The organism is Parvularcula sp. LCG005 (assembly GCF_032930845.1).
Taxonomy (GTDB): Bacteria; Pseudomonadota; Alphaproteobacteria; order Caulobacterales; family Parvularculaceae; genus Parvularcula.
Genome location: NZ_CP136758.1, coordinates 1,133,277 through 1,153,330 on the forward strand (window position 1 = coordinate 1,133,277; position 20,054 = coordinate 1,153,330).

Genomic DNA, 20,054 nt, shown 5'->3' on the forward strand with positions numbered 1-20,054 from the left:
TCCACAACTCGCCGCAAGCCCGCACAACTCGTCGGCGGGTCATTTGTGCACAAACCGTGTTTCCTTCCATACATCAATTAGATGCGACCCGAATTCGCGGGGTAGGGTGTGCTCACTGTTCCCCAACTGCGAGTTCGGATTCGATGCCTCTGACGCTTTCAGCTTGGAGCTCAAGGACATTTGCCCAGAGCGGAGCCTCCGGCAGGCTGGGCTTCAAAAACCTGGATCGGGTTTTGGCGGATTAACGGCAAACATTATGTCAGCCGGCCCTTCATTCATATGCGGCGCATCTGATAGTAAAGACTACCATGGGCGATGAAATTGCAGCAGATTCCAGTTTTGCCATCGATAAGGTGCGAGCATCGAAGGCTGGGCACGCGTATCACGAGGCTTGGGCCGCGCGAACGGCGCTCGAACTTCTGCCGCCCTCAACGGACCTCAATGCAATCACGCTGGAAGGTTTCGATGAGCAGGACGAGCAGGAACTGGGGATCGGCGCCGTCGAAATCGCTGACCTCGTGCGGTATCATGGTGGCACCGACGTCGCCCGGTCGCAGCGAGTAACCGTAGTCCAGTTCAAATACTCGATCGCCAGCGCCGACAAAGCAGTTCGAGCGGCGGATCTTGCATCGACACTCGTCAAATTCGCTATCACCGATACCGAGCTTCGCGCCGCTTACGGCGACGAACATGTAGAAAGGGTCGTCCGGTATGAGTATGCCACGAACCGGCCGATCAATTTCAATCTAGGGCTGGCGATCAACGCAGTCATCGCTGGATCCGATGTCGATGGTGACGTGAGCCGGCAAGCAGGGCAAATCGCCAACGCCCTGAAAGACTATCCTCACGAAGCCGCTGGCCTGCTGCGGCGATTGAACCTCGTCGGCAGCCAGGGGAGTCTGGTCGATGCAGAGCGGTTGGTTTCCGCGACACTCGCCGCTTGGAGCGAGCCTGGCGATCCCGACGCAGAAAAGCGGCTGCTAAAACTGCGAAACCTCATCAGGCTTAAGGCCGGTCCCGGCAGCGAGACCGACAAGCGGGTAGATCGCGTCGCGGTCTTGGCTGAGCTGGAAGTCGACAGCGAAGACCGTCTCTATCCGACACCCGACGCCTTCCCTGAGGTACGGGATGTCGTTCAAAGAGATGTGCTCGCCGAAATCGTATCGCGGGCACGGGAAACTGGTGCGCCGCTCATCGTGCATGCTGCCGGCGGCATGGGCAAGACCGTGCTGATGCAGGGGATCGCCGATGAGCTGCGCTCGGACGGCCCCGTAGTCCTGTTCGATGGGTTCGGCGCGGGCAGATGGCGCGATCCGGCCGACGGTCGGCATTTGCCCGAGCGAACATTGGTGCATCTTGCAAACCTGTTCGCCGGAGAAGGTCTGTGCGACATCCTACTTCCGATCGCTGACGTCACAAGCCTGCTAAAGGCCTTTCGCCGACGTCTGGCCCAGTCCGTGGCCACGGCCCGAAACACACATCCCGATGCTCACCTGTCGCTGGTCTTGGATGCCGTCGACCATGCCGGACTGGCCGCACAAGAAACTGGGACGTTATCCTTCGCGCATCTTCTTTTGCGTAGCATCAGCGTCAATCCGATCGATGGCGTTCGGGTGATCGGATCGTGCCGGACCGAGAGGCTGGAGATCGCTGTCGGCAACACCAGTTACCGTGAATTCCCCGTGCCTTTGTTCTCGGATGCCGAGGCGCGGACGCTCATCGCACGGCGCGTACCGGATGCGTCCGGAGACGAAATTGCCGCGTTGCTCACGCGGTCCGGCCGAAATCCCCGGTGTCTTGACAGCCTGCTTACGAACGGGCGCCCGTTTGATCCGTTGCAATTCCCGGATGCCCGCGGTGAACCGCATGACGTCCTCGATGCCTTGCTCCTGAAGCGGCTCGAAGATGCTCGAAACACGGCGCTGTCGCGCGGAGCAAAGGATGCGGATATCGACCTTTTGCTGGCCGGCATTGCCTTGCTCGCACCCCCTGTTCCGATCGAAGAGCTTGCCGCGGCGCACGGACTTATCGGGGAAGAGGTCGAGAGCTTCGCCGCAGACTTAGCGCCGCTGCTTGAAAGGACGCCGCACGGCCTGGTGTTTCGCGACGAGCCGACAGAAACCCTCATCCGCTCGAGATACGGAACTGACCAGGCGAGCCGAGACCGGGTCATCTCCGCGCTGCAGGCACGGCAGCTTACATCAAACTACGCTGCTAGGGCGCTGCCCGCATTGCTGACATCTATTCGCGATGCAGATCAGCTTATCCGCCTTGCCTATGATCTCCGTGTTCCGGCCGGCGCGTCGCAGGTTAGCACGAGGGATATCCGCCTAGCCCGGATCACGGCTGCAATCGCCCTCGCTAGCGAGCTTGGCAAACGCGACGAACTGCTGAAGCTCTTGCTAGAAGCGTCGCTCGTTGCCGCTGGTCATGAGCGGTCGGATCGATTCCTCTATGAGCATCCCGACCTCGCAGCCGTCTCTGCCGATCCCGAGGCGCTGAGACGGCTCGCTGTCACTAATGTCGGGTGGCCGGGAGGAAAGCACTCCGCAATGGCGCTGGCGAGCGCTTTCGCGGGCGATCATGATGAGGCTCGGCGCCACGCGCGCAGGGCCATCGATTGGTACAATTGGTCAGCGCAAACGAGGCGAAACACTTGGTTCAACAAAGCGAGCGCATCACGAAGCTGGGATGATGTCGGCTTTGCCTATGTCGAAATGCTCGCAGGCAATGACGTCCGCGTAGCCGAGTTCATTGCTCGCAAGGGCGAAGGCGAGGCCTTCGTAAAATTCCGCGAACTGTTTGACCTGCTTGAGCGGCACCAAGCGACAATCCATGCCCCACCGGAACGTGTCGTTTCGAGGTTGCCAGGATGCCGGCTTGGGTCGCGAGCTCTGTTCGCGGCCGCGCTCCAATTCACCGAACGCGAGAATACCCGAGAACAGCGCGTGCTTAAGGCAATGGCCGCCGCGCCGCCGGTCTCTGACCACAGCGCGAGCCTGGCGATGGCGAGTGTGCTCGCCGGAGCGAGAGCTACCGACCTCGGAATGATCACGGAGGGCATCGCGCTGATTGAAGGCGCAGGGCTGAAGGCCCAAACGATTTACGACTTTTCGAGCTATCACCCGATCGATCGCACTGTCCACGTGAGCTTGGCCGCAGCTGGTGTGAAAGCCGCTTTGCGTGGGAAACCGCCTACATTAATGGACATCGCCCCGTCCGAGCTTATCAACCTCGTCCCGAAAAGTGCCCGCAATCGCGGCCCGGCGGCATTCTCGCGCGCTCTTTCGCAGAAACTGGCAGAACCGAAATACAATGGTGCCAAGCCACGGCTGAAGCGCCGGAGCTATGTCGATGGCAAAGTCCGCACAGAATATTCTCGTGCTCTGAGTGGGCGGATCAATCCGCTTCTTCGTTATGCGCAAGACATCGCGAGCATTGTGCGCCCACCTGCTGGAGAGACGCGGGCCGGGATACTGAATGTAGCCTTCGATCGCTTGGTAAGCGATGTCGAACAGGCCTCTAACTACCCCTATCGCGACGGGAAGGCCTATCTCACGCAAACGGGATTCCTAGCGATTTTCTATGTGGCCGATGCACTGGGGGCGATAGATCCCGGGCTTGCCAAAAAGATGGTGGATTGGCTGGCAACCGCTCCTGGTTTGTACGCTCCCGACCTGACGGACGTAGTGGCTCGACTATCGCGGAACAGTGAATGCCATGATGCCGCACTTACCCTCGCTAGTTTTGTCGAGCGCAAAATACAGCTTGATACGGATGTGGGGTCGCGGGTCACCGCCTATGGGAGTCTCGCGCGAGCGGTGTGGCGGGTCAGCACCCACGAGGCTGCCGCGTATTGCAGGCGAGCGCTTGATCTGGCGGAAGCCATCGGATCGGACGATTTCGATCGTACCAACCATCTGCTCGAACTAACGGGTCACTACAAAGGCGCGGAGTTATCGGCAAAGGCTGCTCACACCCTCGCTCGGATATTGGAGCTCAATCAGGGCGAAGACGGACGATTTCCATGGATCGAATATGCCCAAGCTTTGGTGCCGATCGCTGGCCGGAGCACGCTGGCTATGTTGGCGCGATTGGACGACCGCGATGTCGCGGGGCTGAGTTACTCGCTTGGCCCCACTCTGACGGTCCTCACACGTCAGTCGAAACTGCCCGCGGCGACAGCGGCCGCGCTGTTTGGCCTGGCACCGCCTGGGGAGGCTTGGACTTGGCACACTTCGGATTTCGCATCCGAGGCGCTCCCTCTCATCTCCCAAGTTCACCACGAATGGTTCTTCAATCTGCTGCTCGTTGAAATCGATCGTGATGATCAACTCACGCCGAGCCGTGAAACCATCGAAGGCCTTCATCGTCTCGCTGAAAAGACTCTTCCCGCCACATCGGCGTCACGAATCCGGATCGAAGGACTGCTTCGCCGCCGCAGATCGCAAGCCGAAACGCCAACGCCGGCAGCTCCGCCGTTGGCGCCTCCTGAAGTGCCCCATGCCTATCCCGTCGACTTGACTGATCCGGACGAGATCGATCGGCAGATTCTGAGCGAGGAGTTGGATCATTCCGGACGGCGTTGGCCAGTTCGAAAATTGCTCCAACTTGCGCGGCGAGCCTCTACCCCGGCCGAGCGCTTGGGTTTCGTGCAGGCCGTCGTCGAGGCCGGCAATGCGACTCTCGCGGACAAGGTCAGCGCTCTGGACGACCATCTCGAGGACTGGTGCAGGACTTCTGCGGCAATGCGTGACGCGCTGCCCGAGCTAGGCCTTCGCCTCGCGGCAAAACATGCCGGGGAATTGGCAAACTCCAGTTCGGACGCTTGGACCGCTTGGCGCGGATTGGAGATGTGTTTCCGCGCCGATCGGACTGCTCTAGTCGAACACGCGATAGCCGGACTTCGTGGCGTGGCCGACGAGCTGGGAGGGGACGCGTGGCTTGCCCTAGCGGCTCGCCTAGCTGCCAGGGCAAGCGATCAAGCGATTGCGGAAGGTTTGGAACGCTTTCTTGCCATCAGCGCCGAAACGCTCCCGCCTGAAGTCGGCGACGGCCCTTGGAGCGACCATCTGTCCATGCCAGCAGATGAAGCGGACGTCGTAGCTGGATTGGTATGGGCTCGATTGGGTCACCCCGTGGCGGCTATGCGCTGGCGGGCAGCGCATGCTGTGAGACGCCTCGCGGAAATCGACCGCTTCGATGTACTCGACAAGCTCATTGCCCGCTTTGATTCAGGCTCAGGGCTGCCCTTCAGTGATGCAAAGCTTCCGTTCTACCAGATGCATGCACAGCTTTGGTTGTTGATTGCGCTGGCGCGGGTGAGCAAATGCAATCCCGGAGGACTAGCCTCACATCGGCAATTTTTCGAATTGGTCGCACTGTCATCCGAGTTTCCTCACGTTGTGATGCGCGCGTTTGCGGTCGATGCGTTGCGAGAGATCTCGCGGTTGCTCGATCCCACGGAGAAGCAGGTGCTGCTAGGCGCAATATCCGCGGTCAATGTATCACCGTACGATCACAATCCGAAGACCAGCTATGACGAGTTTCGGTACATCGAGAGGCCGATTTCGTCGCCTCAATCCGACAATGCGTTTCACCTCGACTATGATTTCGAAAAGTATCAGCTGGAGTGGCTGTGCAGGGTGTTCGCCCAGCCCGGATGGACGGTAAAGGACCAGATCAGCACATGGGTGCGCCGCTGGGACGAGTCCGTGAGCGGTATGTACGAGTGCCCTCGCACCTCGAAGTACAATGAAGAGTGGTCATCCCGCTATGTTCCGAACCGTGACCCCTATGGCGGCTATCTTGGCTGGCATGCGCTGATGCTGGTCGCGGGTGAACTTCTCGGTTCGATGCCGGTGGTCGGCGACGACTGGCGCGGAGACGCCTGGTCGGCCTTCTTGAACGATTACCGGCTGTCGCGTGATGATGGACTGTGGCTTTCCGATCTGACCGATCTTTTCCCGCTCGACTTGGAGAAAGAAACCGACATCAAGATGCCGGAACGCGGCGACAAGCGAAGCACCACGCGGGACGACGGACGGGCGCTGGCCCCGTTGCTGGGCATTAGCGATGGGAAGCTGGCTGCTGAATGGATGCCCGTGTCCGCACGTTGGTCAATCGGGAAACATACAACTCTAACCATCCGAAGCGTCCTAGCCGATAAGAATGATGCTCGCTCAGCAGTTATGGCTTTGCTGTCCGAAGAGCAGTTCTTTCGCTGGCTGCCAGACGACGAAGATGAAATCAGCCGCCATTTCGGCAATGAGGGTCACAGCGTTCAACCTTGGGTGGCCGTGATGCCCCATACCGAGCGCCAACTCGATAGGCATGACCCATATGGCGCGAGCGCGGCCCTTGACCGGCCTTTCCCAACGGAATTCACCCGACAAGTTCTGGGCGTTGATCCAGCCGACGCGGTTATTCGCCAGTGGACGGATGCCACTGGGCCGCAATTCTTTGCGGAAGCCTGGGGGGTAGAAGGAGGGCAAGGTGAACACGCATGGAGCATGACGGGATCGCGGCTATTCGTGAGGGCTACGTCATTGAAAGCGTTGCTGAGCGCCGTTGACCGAAACCTCGTCGTTTTCATCAAGCTGCAGAAGTACCATAAAGGGAAATCAAACGACTTCGCCGGCGACACAAGCCCTTTCACGCATCGCTCACTCATCGTGACTGTTAGCAAGAACGGAACCGTCTGGCTGCCTCAGCGCTTGTCGGCCAAGGCGAAGGGCGCACTAGATGCGCTTGATGTCGATCGACGCCGGGATTTCTATGCACGGTTTCGATCCATCGCTAACCTCCCGGATGAGTGGCTAGCTCGCCGACAACGGGCTACGCAGATTGACGCTGAAAGTTTGCGGGTATTCATCGAAGGCCTGACACCGGATGACGCAGAGCTGTGATGAGCAGAAAGCGAACCGCTTGTGTACAAATCCGATTGTGGCCTTGGCAGGTCGCTTCGACCTTGGCGCTTAGCTCATGTGACCCAACGTCTGCTTTCCTGATTTTCAGCTCCAGTCCGGACCGTCTAGAACGTCCGCAATCTCGGTAATAGCGGGGAGCCGACCCTGCGCCTTACGAACGGCGGGTCCCGGCGTAACGTGCCGATGCCAAGCGGGTTGTCAGACGACAGTTTTGTCCCAGAACCGGCAATTGAGACCTGTTGGTCCCCTGCGCGCGGCGATCCAGGGGTCCACGTTTCGATACTTCGCTTTCCTCGTCGAGGTGGGGGCTGGGCTCTAGCCGAAAAGTCCGAAACATAGGCACACCCTACGCGACAGGTCGCAATTTTATCACTCTGACTTAAAACCCAAAAACGGCAAAAATGGGTGTGGCAGCTTCTCAATCAAATCCGACTTGCCAATCGGATCCGAGAAACTGGACGATATATCGCTGAAAAAACGTCACAACTCTATCACGGTTGGCTACCCGAACCTGATTGACGATTCCCAACTTCGAATCCGAACCGGACTGTCTCAAGTTTTCCACATGCATCCCGCAAGTTTAGGGCGCCGGTTGGGGGCCAAGAAAATTCGACGTGCATAAATTTCTCCTCGATTTTAGATAGATATGCCAACGTTTGGCTTCCCGCTACCCGCTCCAGACTTTTCCTTCGACCGGACCGCATGCTCGACCAACCTCAAGATTACCGGCGCCGTTTGAGCTATTTTCAATCGCGACGGCGCGTCACCATCGTCTTGGACCGGCCTTTGACGTTATCCTCGGCCCTTAAAGATATGTTGCAAGCCGATTAATCCTCAATCTGCCGAGCGATGAGATGGATGAAATGACGTCCGGACGGCTGGATATCGACCTATCCGCATCATAACCATTTTGGGCAGTGCAATTGCCGAAGCCAATGCAACGGGGGCAGATGATATATGGTATCAGCCTTATATCCCATTTATGGAAAGCATACGCCTTGGGGCGGCTGCAAGTCGAGCTGCCATGCGGCAAGCTGGCAGAGCCGCGGCCGAGAGGCTAGCTCTCGGTACCGTCGCGAGAATGATCGGCAATGACGGTCGTGGAAGATATAGGACACCCGGCGGAAGAGAGATCGCCCACGGCAAAAATTCAGAAGGCTATGTCAAGGATAAGGGATGGACGCCCGAGCAAATTGATGAGGTGTTAGACAATTCGGCGGAGGCCTATGAGAGCCAGAAGACCAATCATTGGACAGGGAAATGACAGACAACGCAGACTGACAAGAACGGCAATTGGATTGTGACCGATGAATCGGGCCGAGTCACGCAATTGGGCGAGCGCGGCAACGTTCGGAAACCAATGCCAGAGCCAAAACGTGAAAGCGACTAGTGGAGATGAAATTGGATAGCGTTGAGGTAGCATCGTTGTTGGAGCGAGCAAGACGCGGAAAGGGAGGGGCCAAAATGATCACAGCCCATGAATTATTGGACCTTTATGAGCTCGCAGCAAGCAACGACCTGATTGTGGATGGTATTGAGCCTTTCAGAGTCGAAGAAGACTTCGATGTTCCCCACGTCGAATTGACGATCACCGCGAATGAAATCCACGAATCGAACGATATGTTGAGTTGGGAGCAACGTATCGATGCGATGCGAAATAATATAGGCGATATTCTTCGACAGACGCAGAAAATCGGAGGAGAGTTTCGCTTCAACGTTTGGGTGTCGGAGAAAACTGACTGGATAGCGTGAATTATCGCATTGGACTGTCTCGATTTTGGCAGGTGCAATTATAAAGTCGATATATTGGCCGCGGCAGACTTTCTTTGGGGGCGTATCATCCAACCAAGCTGCAGCCCCTGATGTCCCCAAATTGCGCTTGTGTAGCGTTACATGATGAACAGAAATCAACGCGGAAAGCCAAGTGACTGACCGAGATAGTGCCGACTACGAAACGCAATGTGTCCTTTTCATATCGAGCGATGATCTGGCCCCTGACGATGTTACTCGAAGGCTTCAGGTCACTCCGACGAGAACCTCCAACGATCCCATAAAGCGAGGCGCGAAACGGCTCAAGAATTTTTGTTTCTGGCGATATAAAAATCCGAGCTCAGTTCGTCTTGAGAAGCGACCGGTTCAGACTGCCGTTGAAGCCATTATCGACAACCCTAAAATTGACCTGCAAAAAATTGCAGCTCTGCCGGGCAAATGGCGAAAGGAAATCGTCGTCACAATATTTAGTGATGACAGACCTGTTATCTGCTTAAGCCAAGGGCCGGAATTTGGGTGAGAAACAAGCTCCGCCGATGCTACTCCGCATGTAATGCGTAGTTTGACGCCTTTCCTGATGTTGATGGTCAGCAGACATTTAAAAAGGACGTTGATTGATGAGAACGATGTTTGGCTGCCTTATATGCGTTGGCGCAATCTTTGTATTCGCCTTGGGTCTTGCTGCGCCACTGACGCCAAGTGTGGGATATCCCTCGATTGATGCTTTAGCGATTTTTGTTAAATTACCCATGGCGATGCTCTCGGGTGCATTCGTGATGCTGAAGGGACTCTGGAGGCTTTTTCCGTCCGTGGTCTGCGTGCTCCTGCTTTTGTCGCTGGCGCGGATTTCTTATTCCTATTCTGACGAGCATAGCCGCACGTTTAGCCCGCGATGAGATCGCAGCCGGGTCGTAAGTCTGCGTTTGTGCTCAACGAAGCTTGACCCGCTGTACCCTAGAGGTCCAAAGGTTCTGGGTACAGAAAAGATGCACTAAGGTGCTTATACTACAAAGAAATTGATCTATCGGAGTGGATTCCCCTCTACCCGCTCCAGTTTTCCTGCGACCGGTCCGAATGCTCGACCCACCGTAAGGCTGCTTGCGCCGCTTCAGCTATTTTCAGTCGCGACGGCACGTCGCCATCTTCTTCGACGGGCCCTGGATGGTATTCTGTGCTCTCCAAGATGCGTTCCACGTCGAGTAACCCTCAGTATGCCAAGCCATGATATGGATGAAATGACGTCCGGACGGCTGGATATCGACCTACCGGCGTCACAACCATTTTGGGCAGTGCAATTGCCGAAACCAATGCGGCGGAGACGGGCATGATCTGGGACGAACCCTGCACCCCGTTTGGGGAGATGATCTGCAATCGCTCGGCTGCGAATAACCCAACCAAGAACCTGGACGATGTGGGGTATAAAGAGCATGTCATGGAACCCAACGTCCGAGGTTCACATCGACGTAGACCAGGCGTCGCCGCGTCTGATATAAATCCGCATCTACCTATTCGCTCAAAAACGACGGACTGAAAATGCCAAAATTCACTTACGACGATATTGTAAAAGTGAAGGATGATGCGCCGGCAGAATTTCGTCCTGGCCGTATTGCATGGGTGATTGGTGTTATGACGGAAAAGCAGGTGCCTTCCTATCGCCTCTTTAAAGATTAAACGGTCTACCTCATTGAATACGGAGATGGCGATGCAATTGACGTGGAGGAGTGTTATTTGTGCCGGAACAGAGAGTTGGACAAATTGTAAAACCCAGCCTGACGGAAACAGGCTATTGAACGTCTAGGGCGATGATTGTTGGTTGGCCGAAAGAGCGGAATATTTCGGGCAAACGAAAATTGAGAAATAGCTGTGCGCAAGCCGCACTTGATCAAAGGCTGAGGGGGCGGCGAAGTGACCCAAGACATATCATTTGCAGGTTACACATATGCTGCCAACAAGGCATGTTTGATATGCGAGCACCTGTTCTTGCACCACGCAGAGCCTAACATCATTGTCCACGACTTTGACGGCTGGCTCCAATGCCTGTGTGGCGAGGTAGATCATATTTCCGACCAGGCGAAAGTCGTTGCTTTGTCCCAAATCATTGACCGGCTTCCGGGGATTTCAGAGCTTCCGGTTCTGATGCCGGGGCAACTTGCCGAGCGGACCCGCGATGGAACTTGGATCGTCGAAAAAATTGAAGACGCGTGACTTTGCGATCTGATCTGTGGGGCGCAATCGTAATGCCCGAAAGCAGGTTACTTTTGGGATGCTATGATAATAGAGGCTGACCAATGAGTATGAGGGGCCGACCTTCACAAGAAGTGGGAGTGCGCCAGGATCGATCTTGCGCTACCGATTTATGCGGATGAAAATGGATATAGAGATCTGACGGACATGCCTTGAGTGACTCAGGTCTGACTGACGGGTGGAAACAAATTGATTCGAGAAAGTGCAGTATTGTTTCCATTAAGGGACGTCATTCGCATCTGCCATTCATTCGGCAGCATCCAGAGCGAACCTACCGACGATGCTAAGTACAATAGTATGGCTGAACAAAATAGGAATATCCAAAACTTGTTGCAATCTCGTGGCGAGCGATTGAAGGAATATCCAATTTCGCACGCGCTGACAGCTTTCGTGATGGCCCATCATCTCGACGTTATTTCGGATTTGGAAAGACTAAATAAGTCTTTGAGGGCAATCTACGCGGATGTTTCGGCGAGCGTCCAGCTCGCTCCCGACCTTAGGGCAGCGCAAGAATCGCTAGAGCTTCTGGCGAGGTCAAATTTTGGTCAGTACGAATACTTTTTGTCCGACCTCAAATATTTTCCAGATCGTGTCACCCCCATGCGTCGCGATAAAATTCTCCCCGCGATATATGCCGTGCACTTTGGAGCAGGGCGTTACGACGGGCATCTGTTGAAGTGAGTTGTTCTGACCATCCGGTTGTCCTAAAAATTACTGTCGCCGACATGCGCCCTAAAGAATGCTCGATATCAACAGTAAGATGCCAATGATCGAGGTCGCCCATGCGACGGTCCGCAGCACTGGTATGCCTGCCAGATAGATGATGGCAAAAGCCGTCCGTCCACCGATGATCAGCCATGCAGCAAGTTCGGTCAATCCGTTTGTCACGCCGAGATACTGCACCAGTCCGAGTAGCGGGACGGCGATGGCCATGCATTCGATATGGTTTGCGACCGTTCGGCGAAGGCGCGCCTGGATCGCGATGTCTGGCACCTCTGTGTCACGGGACCCAAGACCCCACCGTAGACCCTGCGAAAAGGGGACCGCAAATCCCTGCAGAAAGGTGAGGAGGAGTAGAAGGCACGACAGGAAGGCGATAGTCGCAAGTTCGATAGGCATGATGATCTCCTGAGAACGTGTGTGATGATTGCAGGCTCTATAATTAGCGAAAGTACCGTGTGCGATTTTATTTAGCACGACGTGACAGCATGTCTTGGGGGCTTGCGCGTGTGAAGCCTGCGGTCGTCAGGCCAAGGCAATGATCCCTAGATATATTTGTCCAACGCAATGTGGATGGCCGCAGATGCCGTCTGCGACTTTCTTATTTATTGCGCGAGTGTCGACATGCCTGCAGATCCTCCCCCAAACCTAATTAGATTGCATTATGCAATCTATCATCATTTTGGTTGTTGAATGCAAGTGAAATCGGATAATGTCGATGCATGTCGAAGAAAAATCCCGCAGACAGGCGCTCAGAATGTCCAGTGAATGTCGCGTTGGAATTGCTCGGGGATCGTTGGTCGCTGCTGATCGTGCGGGACATGATGTTGGCGGGAAAGCGGCATTTCTCGCAGTTTCTTCAGAGTGATGAGGGAATTGCGTCGAACATATTGGCGGACCGACTGGCACGGCTTGAGATGAACGGGCTGGTCCGCCGAGAACAGTCCGATGAGGACGGTCGACGATACGCGTATTGTCTGACGCCCAAGGGTCTCGCGCTTGCGCCGACATTGTATGAATTGGTGATATGGGCCGCTGATCATGAGCAGACGGCTGCCTCGAAAAGTGAGATAAAGCGTATGAAGACTAATCGTGCCGGCTATCTCAAAAAACTGATGAGAAGATCTGACGTGGAACGATAGGCCGTCAGTTGAAGGGGCGAAGCTCGATTTGCCAACGCCGATATGCGGATAATTCTGATCCGGATTTGAGGAGCTTTCTATGCGCCTTATGGTGAATGGGAAGAGGGCGCTCGAGAATGCAATCCTATTCGACCGTGCCCCGCCGTACGGACCGCCGCGCCTACTGCCACCCGAATGCTGTCGCTGCTAGAGGTTTTCGGCCCGACAATTAGCAAGGTCTTCTGCATTCTGTGCTCGGAACGTGTCGTCTTCAGCCATGAGGGGGCCTTCCGCCGCCAGGCCCGCCATGATCGTCTCGACCTGCTGGTAGTAGTGGCAGGATTCGTCCGTCATCTTGAGCCGCCTGTGAACGGAGCCCATGAAACTGTTCACATAAGCGAAGTCCATGATGGCACCTCGTTCATCCGGTGCTGCATCGTGTGCGGATTTAAAATATAAATAGGCATCGTTTGCCGCTGAAAGCGCCGCTTCGCGATTGCCGGCCTCCGCATCAAGTTCCGCGGCGGTCTCAGACAGGATGGCGAGTTCGCGCCGGCCGTTCCGGTTATCAGGGTCAACGGCGAGGGACGCCTTCACGATGTCGAGCCCCTTGCCGATCTGCACGCGGGCCTCATCATACTGTTCAAGCTCCTTGTTCAGGAGCGCCAGCTGCCAGTGGATGATCATGCGGCCGTGGCGGCCGTTGCGGTTGTCCGGCTGGTTCGCCAGAAAGCGATCGCTGGCCTCCAGGGCACGTTCGAACGCTATGCGGGCTTCGTCATACTGGCCCTGATCGAAAAGATTCGTGCCCAGATCACGATACATACCGGTGAGGCTGTACACGACCCGGTCATCGTCATGGGTTTCGAGCCATTGCCGGGTAATTTCCAGCTGTTCCTTGGTCAGCGCCTCGGCGGCATCATGCTGCCCGCTATATTGCAGCACGTCCGACTTGATCTTCATGACCGCCAGCCGCGTGCGGAAAAAATCGGCGTTGTCAGGTTCCAGCGCCAGGGCTCGGTCACTGGCCGCTTCAGCCATGGCAATGGTTTTGGCTGCCCTGTCCGTGTTCCGTTCCCGGAACACCTCCTGATTGGCGGCATCGTGAAGGAAGTCGGCGTAGGCGTTCTGGCCTTTGGCGTAGTTGGGATATTGCTCGATCAGCGCCTCATAGAGGCGTCGCGACGTCGCACGGTTTTCTTTTGAGGCCTCAATCTGTCCAAGGCTCGCCCCAGTGAAATCACCCTGAACGTCAGCAAGGCGATAGAAACCGTCCGCCATCTCCAACTGAAGATCGCGTGATGGGGATTTCATGCCCTCGACCTGGTGCAGATAGTCACTGACGGTTTCGAGAATGAGTTCGCGTGCCTTGAACGCCCCCGAGACATCTTCGACGGCGTCGTAAATGTCGAACATGAGGGTGTTGGCGAGGCTGCGCACATCCTCGAACCGGCGGTCGCTTTCGCGCCGTGCTTCTTCGGCCTGCGTATAAAGAACGGAAACCGCAGTCAGTGCACCGAGCACCATGACCAGCCCGACGGTGCCTGCCGCCACCGACAGGCGACGCCGGCCGATGAACTTGGCCATGGCGTAGCCGCCGCCTCCATTACGCGCATTGACAGTGTGCCCCGTGCGATACCGTTCCAGGTCGGTCATCAGGGCCCCCACGGAGGTGTACCGCCGCTCCGGATCCTCATTTGACGCTTTGGCTACAATCGCTGTCAGATCCTCGTCTGCGCCCGGCTGCGCGGATCTGAGGATATCCTTGAGGATCAGGCCAAGCGAATAAATATCCCCAAGGGTCGTAGCGGCGTGCCCTGATATCCGCTCCGGCGCAGCGTAGCCGCGCGTCATGGTAAGGCGCCCGGAATGGTCCGTATCGGTATCATCGCCGAAAGTATGGGAGATGCCAAAGTCGATCAACTTGGGATCCCCGTCGTCGGAAAGGAGGATATTGCTGGGGGACAGGTCGCGATGGACGATCAGCTTCTGGTGCGCATACTGGACGGCGGAACATACATTCAGGAAGAGGGTGATACCGTCATCTCGAGACACCCGGTGCTGACTGAGATATTCCCCAAGCGAGGTGCCCGGAACATACTCCATGACGAAGTATGGCGTACCATCGTCCAGCTCCCCGCCATCATAGAGCCGGGCGATATAGGGATGCAACAATTGCGCCAGGGTTTGGCGTTCCGCCCGCAGGCGCTCTGACAACTTCGGGCTGCGCTTGATCCCGCTGACCAGTTTGATGGCCACTTCGTGATCGAAGTCGCCAGCGTCCCGCTCACCCAGATAGACAGCCCCCATGCCGCCCCTTCCGATCAGACGGACGATGCGATACTGACCAATGCGCTCCGGTGTCGCGGCGTCATCTTCAAGATGCGCAATGGCACCGCCCGTGTGGATGGACACGGCATCCTCAGTATCGAGATCATGAAAGGCCAGCGCACGGTTCAGAAGCGCGGTGTCATCTCCGGCCTGCTTGATAATCCAAGCGCGACGGTGGTCCGATGGTTGATCGAGGGCCTCTTCAAAAAGGGTCAGCGCACGTTTTTCAAGATCATTGCTGCTGGTCATCTTCGATGGCTCCCTTCAACCATGCCCGTGTCGCGCGCCAGGAGCGGCGGATTGTTGATTCCGAAACGCCCATGGCTGAGGCAATCTCATCCGTACTCAACCCGCCATAGTAGCGCATGATGACAATGTCCGCCCGCTCCGGATCGATGACCCGCAAGCGCAGAAGGGCGGTTTCCAGCGCCTGCAGTTCGACGGCGTTGTCCTGTGCCACTTCAGCGCTGGCGGAATAGGTGACGGTAATTTTGCGTCGCTTTTCGGCCCCGCGGCGGCGAGCCGCATCCACCAAGACCTGACGCATCACCCGCGCCGCAATGGAGAGAAAGTGGGCCTTGTCATCGGCGCTGGACACCGGGGACTGTAGCAGCCGAAGCACCGCTTCATTCACGAGGTCGCCGGTCAGCATGGAAATCCGGCCATATTCCCGGCGCAGAAGGTAGGCCGCAATCGCCGACAGTTCGCGATGGATCATATCATAGATGACGGCCTGAGCCTCGGCGTCACCGGCTCGGCTCGCGCGAAGGCGATCCAGAAAGTCTGGCTCGGTCGCGGTCATCGCGGGCAGTTCTCCCCTTGTCCCATCGTCTGCAATGACAACACGGGCCCGGCTGTGAGCAAAGGGAAAAATTATCCGTCAGCTGCAAATTTGTTTGACCGGATTTCGCCTCAAAATACGCAAGAAGACCTTCGGCTATTCGACCAACTTGCCGTACAGCTCCGGCCGGCGATCCCGGAAAAAGCCCCAGGCGGCCCTTTCGCGATCGATATCGTCGAGATCGAACTGCGCGGCGATGATGCCCGTTTCCGTGCGGTCGAGCTCGTTCACGATATCGCCGCGCTCATTGGCGATGAAGCTGGTGCCGTAGAAGACCTGCCCGCCTTCGTCGCCGACACGGTTCGCTGCAATCACGGGGATCGTATTCGATACCGCGTGGCCAACCATGGCCCGGCGCCAGCGGGCGGCGGTGTCGAGGCTGGGGTCTTGCGGCTCTGCGCCGATAGCTGTCGGATAGAAGAGCGCATCGGCGCCCATCAGAGCCATGGCCCGGGCCGTCTCCGGGAACCATTGGTCCCAACAGATACCAACCCCAATGCGCCCCTTCTTTGTGGACCAGATTTTGAAGCCGGTATTGCCTGGGCGAAAATAGTATTTTTCCTGATAGCCCGGGCCATCGGGAATGTGGCTTTTGCGATAGATGCCGAGCGGTTCACCATCGGCATCGACCATCACCATGGTATTGTAATAGTGCGGGCCGTCCTTCTCGTAGATGGACAGCGGCAGCACGACACCGAGCTCCTTTGCCACCGGCGCAAGCGCGGTCACGGCCGGGTGCTCTGCCCACGGCGCAGCCAGCGCGAAATAAGGCTCTTCCTGGGATTTGCAGAAATAGGGGCCTTGAAACAGTTCTGGCAGCAGGATGATTTCCGCGCCCTTCGCTGCGGCTTCACGCACATGGGTGATGGCGTCGCCAATAGGGTCCGCGCCATCAATGCCCGGGGCATACTGGATCGCCGCTACATTCAGTGTTCGTGTCATTTTTATTCTACGCCCTTGCTTGGGGAACGTCCTTGGTCATGCAGTGAAAACCGCCGCCGCCGCCGGCAAGAATGGCGCGAGCGGAGAGCGGTATGACGCGGCGCTGGGGGAAAAGCTCAGCCAGCGTCGCACACGCCGCGACGCAGTGCTCTTTTTCATAGGTCGGAACGATCACGGCCCCATTGGTGATAAGGAAGTTCATGTGGCTCGCCGGAATGATCTCGCCATTCTGATCCTGCACCTCGCCGGGCGAGGGGATCGTCGTGACAGTCAGATTGTTTGAGCGCAGCGTGTCCTCAATGGCCAGCAGGCGATCTCGGTGCGGATCATCGAGCCCCGCTGGAGCCTGACAGACCGCGTGGCCGGGTGCGACGAAGCGCGCGGCATTGTCGATATGGCCATCCGTATGATCATTGAGCAGACCTTCATCGATCCAGATGACTTTTCTCGCGCCCAGGATCGACTGCATCCACCGTTCCACCGATGCGGCGGTGGTCGTACCGTTACGGTTCGGGTTGAGAAGGCATTCGCGCGTGGTCAGCAAAAGGCCCTGACCATCACTGTCGATCGCGCCGCCCTCAAGGACGATCGAATGGCTTTCCATCATGCCGGTCTCAAGCGTCGCAATCGCCTCGGCTGTCGCCTCATCGCCTGGCATCGCATATTTGTCGCCCCAGCCGTTGAACCGGAAATTGTGGGCAAAGAGGCCGTTATTCTTGGACAGGGTGAAGATAGGTCCGGTGTCCCGTAGCCAGATATCGCCTGTGGGCACGCGATCTAGGCGCGCCACGCTTTCCAGGGACAGAGCGCGGGCCGCCTTGTCGGCGTCGTCACTGCCAATCGCAAGGCGCACCGGGACAAACTCGGCTGCGGCCCGGACAAAGACGGCAATTTCCCGTCGGGCAGGTTCAATCAGTCCCTGCCACTCTTCGGGCAGACGCGGCCAGCCAACCCAGAGACAGCGTTGAGATGCCCATTCGGCGGGCAGGGGGAGGGGCAAATCAGTCATGACCGATCCATGCCACAAGGCCGGGTCACGCGCAAAGCGACTTTACCAACGTCCCGCTGCGGCGCATCTAGCATTTGCGCCTGCTGTTTCGGCGCGATTTTACCCTCTCCCACTGCTTATTTTCAGGGGAAAGGACCAAGGATAGACAATGGCTAAAGACAATATTCTCGATCAGTTTCTGACGACCATGCCGATCATCGCCATTCTTCGCGGCTTGACGCCGGACATGGCGGGCATTGTGGGACGCGCCCTGATGGCCGGTGGGATCACCGCGATGGAAGTGCCGTTGAACGAGGCGGACGCTACGGCCTGTATCGGGAAACTACGCGAAGTCGCGGGCGGTAATGCATTGATCGGGGCCGGCACCGTCACCCGGGCAAAAACGGTCCACGTGGCAGCATCGGCGGGTGCAGCCTTCGCCGTCGCGCCCAATACGGACCGGGACATGATCACCGCCTGCCTGACTGACAATATCGTGCCGGTTGCCGGCGTGTTCACGCCAAGCGATGCATTCACGGCGATTAAGGCCGGTGCCACCTATTTGAAGGTCTTCCCCGCCTTTGCCGTGACTCCCGCGGGCATGAACGCGATGAAAGTGGTCATGCCATCCAGCGTCCGGCTTCTGGCCGTGGGAGGGGTTGATCGGGGTAACATTGAGGACTGGCACAACGCCGGTGCCTTTGGCTTCGGAATTGGCTCTGCGCTTTATGAGCCGGGCGATGATGCCGAGCGGGTCGAGGCGAAAGCCCGGCTGATCACAGAAGCCGTGCGAGAGCTGAAAAAGACCTGACCCGGACATCTGTCACCATCGGGCTTGCCATTTCATCCGGATATTCCGATCTATAGGCCGTGACTGATCTGGCAAGCTGCGCTGCTCTACATGCGTCGTCCTGATTGGTATGTTGCGGGAATATGCGGCCACCAGGTGGACCGCCATCGAGAGGGAACCATCGTGGCCACACAGACAAGTCCAACCGCTCTTCAATATCTCGACAAGGCGATGACCAGCCTCAGACAGCTCGGTCTCGTTCCTGACGCGGATGGGAGCGGTCAGGCGGCGCCCATCGTTGCCTTGCTGGAGCAGATCACGGATCTTGATCCTGACCGAGTTGCGGCAATTGCCCGGACGCTCGATCAGGCCAGCCTGTTCAACGATGTCGTGCGGGAACAGATCGCAGGCATGACGGTGGGTGAGCGCTATGAAGGCATCACCAAGGCGTTCAACTCCATCCGCGACGATTCAAAGGATCTGGTCGACCAGTACGCCGACGGGAAAATTTCGACCTTCGAACGCGTCTCCAATGTCTGGATGAAGATGACACGCGGCGACATCGCCGACCGCTTCGACAAGATCAAGGAACTCTATCTGGAGGTGCAGGCCGAATCCGCCAACCAGATCGACCGTGAGCGGAATATCCTGGAAGCCTATCTCGACTTCCGCGGCGCGATGAAGCAGTCCGAGGTCATGGCGCTTGAAGTGCTGAAGGCTGGTGAGATAAAACTCGACGAAGCCCGCACGGCCGTAAACGCCGCCATGGCTGATGTCGAAGCCTATACGGGTGATGACGCCGCAGAACGCGCGACGCTGGAACTGGCCCGCGATGAAAAACTCCGGGCCCTGCAATGGGAAGAGAAGCGTTATCAGGTCGCCAAGGATCTGGCTGATAACATCACTGTCTCCTACAACACGTCCGAGGTCATCATGGCCCGGCTTGTCCAGACCACCACGGCAAAGGAACGCGTCTATGCGCAGTCCGTCAGCTTCTTCTCCACGAACGAGGTTGTGCTGACGGCCCTGACGGCGAGCTTCACGGGGATGCATGGCCTCCACGAGAGCACCCAGACCCTTGAGGCAATGAAAAAGGGCGTGAACGAATCAATCGAGGTGCTGTCCGAGATTGGCGCCAAGGTGCAGGAAGCCGCGACCCGTGCTGGCTATGGCCCGACCATTTCGGCCGCGTCTGTCAAAATGCTCGTCGACAGTGTCGTGAACTATCAGGAGCGCACACAGACCATCATTGCTGAGATGCGCGAGCTGGCGACGAAGAACTCCGAAGAAATCCGCGAGTCCGTTGAGGACGGTAAGCGCCGCCTGACCCGGCTCGTTGAGCAGGGCGCTGGTCTGACGCTGATTCCGCGCGCCTAGA

General features: G+C 57.3%; 15 protein-coding genes. 10 read left to right on the forward strand and 5 right to left on the reverse strand.

The features are described 5' to 3' along the window. The first annotated feature begins 308 nt into the window (after nucleotides 1-308). The 7 genes from RUI03_RS05270 to RUI03_RS05300 all read left to right on the forward strand — a co-directional run bounded on the left by RUI03_RS05270 (nucleotide 309) and on the right by RUI03_RS05300 (nucleotide 11,624). Complete coding sequence (locus RUI03_RS05270) at nucleotides 309-6,908, forward strand: hypothetical protein (protein ID WP_317289241.1); 6,600 nt, start codon at nucleotides 309-311, stop codon at nucleotides 6,906-6,908. A 1,485-nt stretch (nucleotides 6,909-8,393) separates the two neighbouring features. Continuing rightward, the gene (locus RUI03_RS05275; RefSeq protein ID WP_317289242.1) at nucleotides 8,394-8,681 is read left to right on the forward strand and encodes a hypothetical protein; all 288 of its coding nucleotides are present in this window, start codon (nucleotides 8,394-8,396) and stop codon (nucleotides 8,679-8,681) included. Between the two features lie 172 nt (nucleotides 8,682-8,853). Continuing rightward, nucleotides 8,854-9,219: a DUF4279 domain-containing protein gene (locus RUI03_RS05280; RefSeq protein WP_317289243.1), complete on the forward strand. Its 366-nt coding sequence runs from the start codon at nucleotides 8,854-8,856 to the stop codon at nucleotides 9,217-9,219. Nucleotides 9,220-9,313: 94 nt separating this feature from the next. After that, complete coding sequence (locus RUI03_RS05285; RefSeq protein ID WP_317289244.1) at nucleotides 9,314-9,595, forward strand: hypothetical protein; 282 nt, start codon at nucleotides 9,314-9,316, stop codon at nucleotides 9,593-9,595. 637 nt (nucleotides 9,596-10,232) lie between these two features. Then, complete coding sequence (locus RUI03_RS05290) at nucleotides 10,233-10,370, forward strand: hypothetical protein (RefSeq protein WP_317289245.1); 138 nt, start codon at nucleotides 10,233-10,235, stop codon at nucleotides 10,368-10,370. 234 nt (nucleotides 10,371-10,604) lie between these two features. Continuing rightward, nucleotides 10,605-10,904 (forward strand): hypothetical protein, encoded by a 300-nt coding sequence (locus RUI03_RS05295; RefSeq protein ID WP_317289246.1) that lies wholly within the window; start codon nucleotides 10,605-10,607, stop codon nucleotides 10,902-10,904. Nucleotides 10,905-11,240: 336 nt separating this feature from the next. Further along, nucleotides 11,241-11,624 carry a hypothetical protein gene (locus RUI03_RS05300; protein ID WP_317289247.1) on the forward strand — a complete coding sequence of 128 codons (384 nt, stop codon included), beginning with the start codon at nucleotides 11,241-11,243 and terminating at the stop codon, nucleotides 11,622-11,624. A gap of 51 nt (nucleotides 11,625-11,675) precedes the next feature. Here RUI03_RS05300 and RUI03_RS05305 read toward each other — a convergent pair whose 3' ends face one another. Beyond that, nucleotides 11,676-12,062: an MAPEG family protein gene (locus RUI03_RS05305; protein WP_317289248.1), complete on the reverse strand. Its 387-nt coding sequence runs from the start codon at nucleotides 12,060-12,062 to the stop codon at nucleotides 11,676-11,678. 323 nt (nucleotides 12,063-12,385) lie between these two features. Between RUI03_RS05305 and RUI03_RS05310 the strand changes: the two genes are divergently transcribed. Continuing rightward, on the forward strand, nucleotides 12,386-12,805 hold the full coding sequence (locus RUI03_RS05310) for a helix-turn-helix domain-containing protein (protein ID WP_317289249.1): 420 nt from the start codon (nucleotides 12,386-12,388) through the stop codon (nucleotides 12,803-12,805). A gap of 186 nt (nucleotides 12,806-12,991) precedes the next feature. Here RUI03_RS05310 and RUI03_RS05315 read toward each other — a convergent pair whose 3' ends face one another. From RUI03_RS05315 to RUI03_RS05330, 4 genes are all read right to left on the reverse strand, one after another. After that, complete coding sequence (locus RUI03_RS05315) at nucleotides 12,992-15,364, reverse strand: serine/threonine-protein kinase (protein ID WP_317289250.1); 2,373 nt, start codon at nucleotides 15,362-15,364, stop codon at nucleotides 12,992-12,994. Further along, nucleotides 15,348-15,917 carry an ECF-type sigma factor gene (locus RUI03_RS05320; RefSeq protein WP_317289251.1) on the reverse strand — a complete coding sequence of 190 codons (570 nt, stop codon included), beginning with the start codon at nucleotides 15,915-15,917 and terminating at the stop codon, nucleotides 15,348-15,350. Before RUI03_RS05320 ends, RUI03_RS05315 begins: the two co-directional genes overlap by 17 nt. A gap of 135 nt (nucleotides 15,918-16,052) precedes the next feature. Further along, a complete protein-coding gene (aguB, locus tag RUI03_RS05325; RefSeq protein ID WP_317289252.1) occupies nucleotides 16,053-16,898 on the reverse strand; it encodes an N-carbamoylputrescine amidase in 846 nt (281 codons plus the stop codon). A gap of 7 nt (nucleotides 16,899-16,905) precedes the next feature. Beyond that, complete coding sequence (locus tag RUI03_RS05330) at nucleotides 16,906-17,907, reverse strand: agmatine deiminase family protein (RefSeq protein WP_317289253.1); 1,002 nt, start codon at nucleotides 17,905-17,907, stop codon at nucleotides 16,906-16,908. Nucleotides 17,908-18,055: 148 nt separating this feature from the next. Between RUI03_RS05330 and RUI03_RS05335 the strand changes: the two genes are divergently transcribed. Both RUI03_RS05335 and RUI03_RS05340 read left to right on the forward strand, forming a co-directional pair. Further along, on the forward strand, nucleotides 18,056-18,697 hold the full coding sequence (locus RUI03_RS05335; RefSeq protein ID WP_317289254.1) for a 2-dehydro-3-deoxy-6-phosphogalactonate aldolase: 642 nt from the start codon (nucleotides 18,056-18,058) through the stop codon (nucleotides 18,695-18,697). Nucleotides 18,698-18,907: 210 nt separating this feature from the next. Next, nucleotides 18,908-20,053, forward strand: a complete 1,146-nt coding sequence (locus RUI03_RS05340) for a cell surface protein (protein ID WP_410795917.1) — start codon at nucleotides 18,908-18,910, stop codon at nucleotides 20,051-20,053. Nucleotide 20,054 lies beyond the last annotated feature (1 nt).

Excerpts from the sequence above, each read along its gene's own strand:
- RUI03_RS05270 (WP_317289241.1), top strand. The coding sequence starts at position 309 with ATGGGCGATGAAATTGCAGCAGATTCCAGTTTTGCCATCGATAAGGTG.
- RUI03_RS05275 (WP_317289242.1), top strand. The coding sequence starts at position 8,394 with ATGATCACAGCCCATGAATTATTGGACCTTTATGAGCTCGCAGCAAGC.
- RUI03_RS05290 (WP_317289245.1), top strand. The coding sequence starts at position 10,233 with ATGCCAAAATTCACTTACGACGATATTGTAAAAGTGAAGGATGATGCG.
- RUI03_RS05300 (WP_317289247.1), top strand. The coding sequence starts at position 11,241 with ATGGCTGAACAAAATAGGAATATCCAAAACTTGTTGCAATCTCGTGGC.
- RUI03_RS05305 (WP_317289248.1), bottom strand. The coding sequence starts at position 12,062 with ATGCCTATCGAACTTGCGACTATCGCCTTCCTGTCGTGCCTTCTACTC.
- RUI03_RS05310 (WP_317289249.1), top strand. The coding sequence starts at position 12,386 with ATGTCGAAGAAAAATCCCGCAGACAGGCGCTCAGAATGTCCAGTGAAT.
- RUI03_RS05315 (WP_317289250.1), bottom strand. The coding sequence starts at position 15,364 with ATGACCAGCAGCAATGATCTTGAAAAACGTGCGCTGACCCTTTTTGAA.
- RUI03_RS05320 (WP_317289251.1), bottom strand. The coding sequence starts at position 15,917 with ATGACCGCGACCGAGCCAGACTTTCTGGATCGCCTTCGCGCGAGCCGA.
- aguB (WP_317289252.1), bottom strand. The coding sequence starts at position 16,898 with ATGACACGAACACTGAATGTAGCGGCGATCCAGTATGCCCCGGGCATT.
- RUI03_RS05330 (WP_317289253.1), bottom strand. The coding sequence starts at position 17,907 with ATGACTGATTTGCCCCTCCCCCTGCCCGCCGAATGGGCATCTCAACGC.
- RUI03_RS05335 (WP_317289254.1), top strand. The coding sequence starts at position 18,056 with ATGGCTAAAGACAATATTCTCGATCAGTTTCTGACGACCATGCCGATC.
- RUI03_RS05340 (WP_410795917.1), top strand. The coding sequence starts at position 18,908 with ATGACCAGCCTCAGACAGCTCGGTCTCGTTCCTGACGCGGATGGGAGC.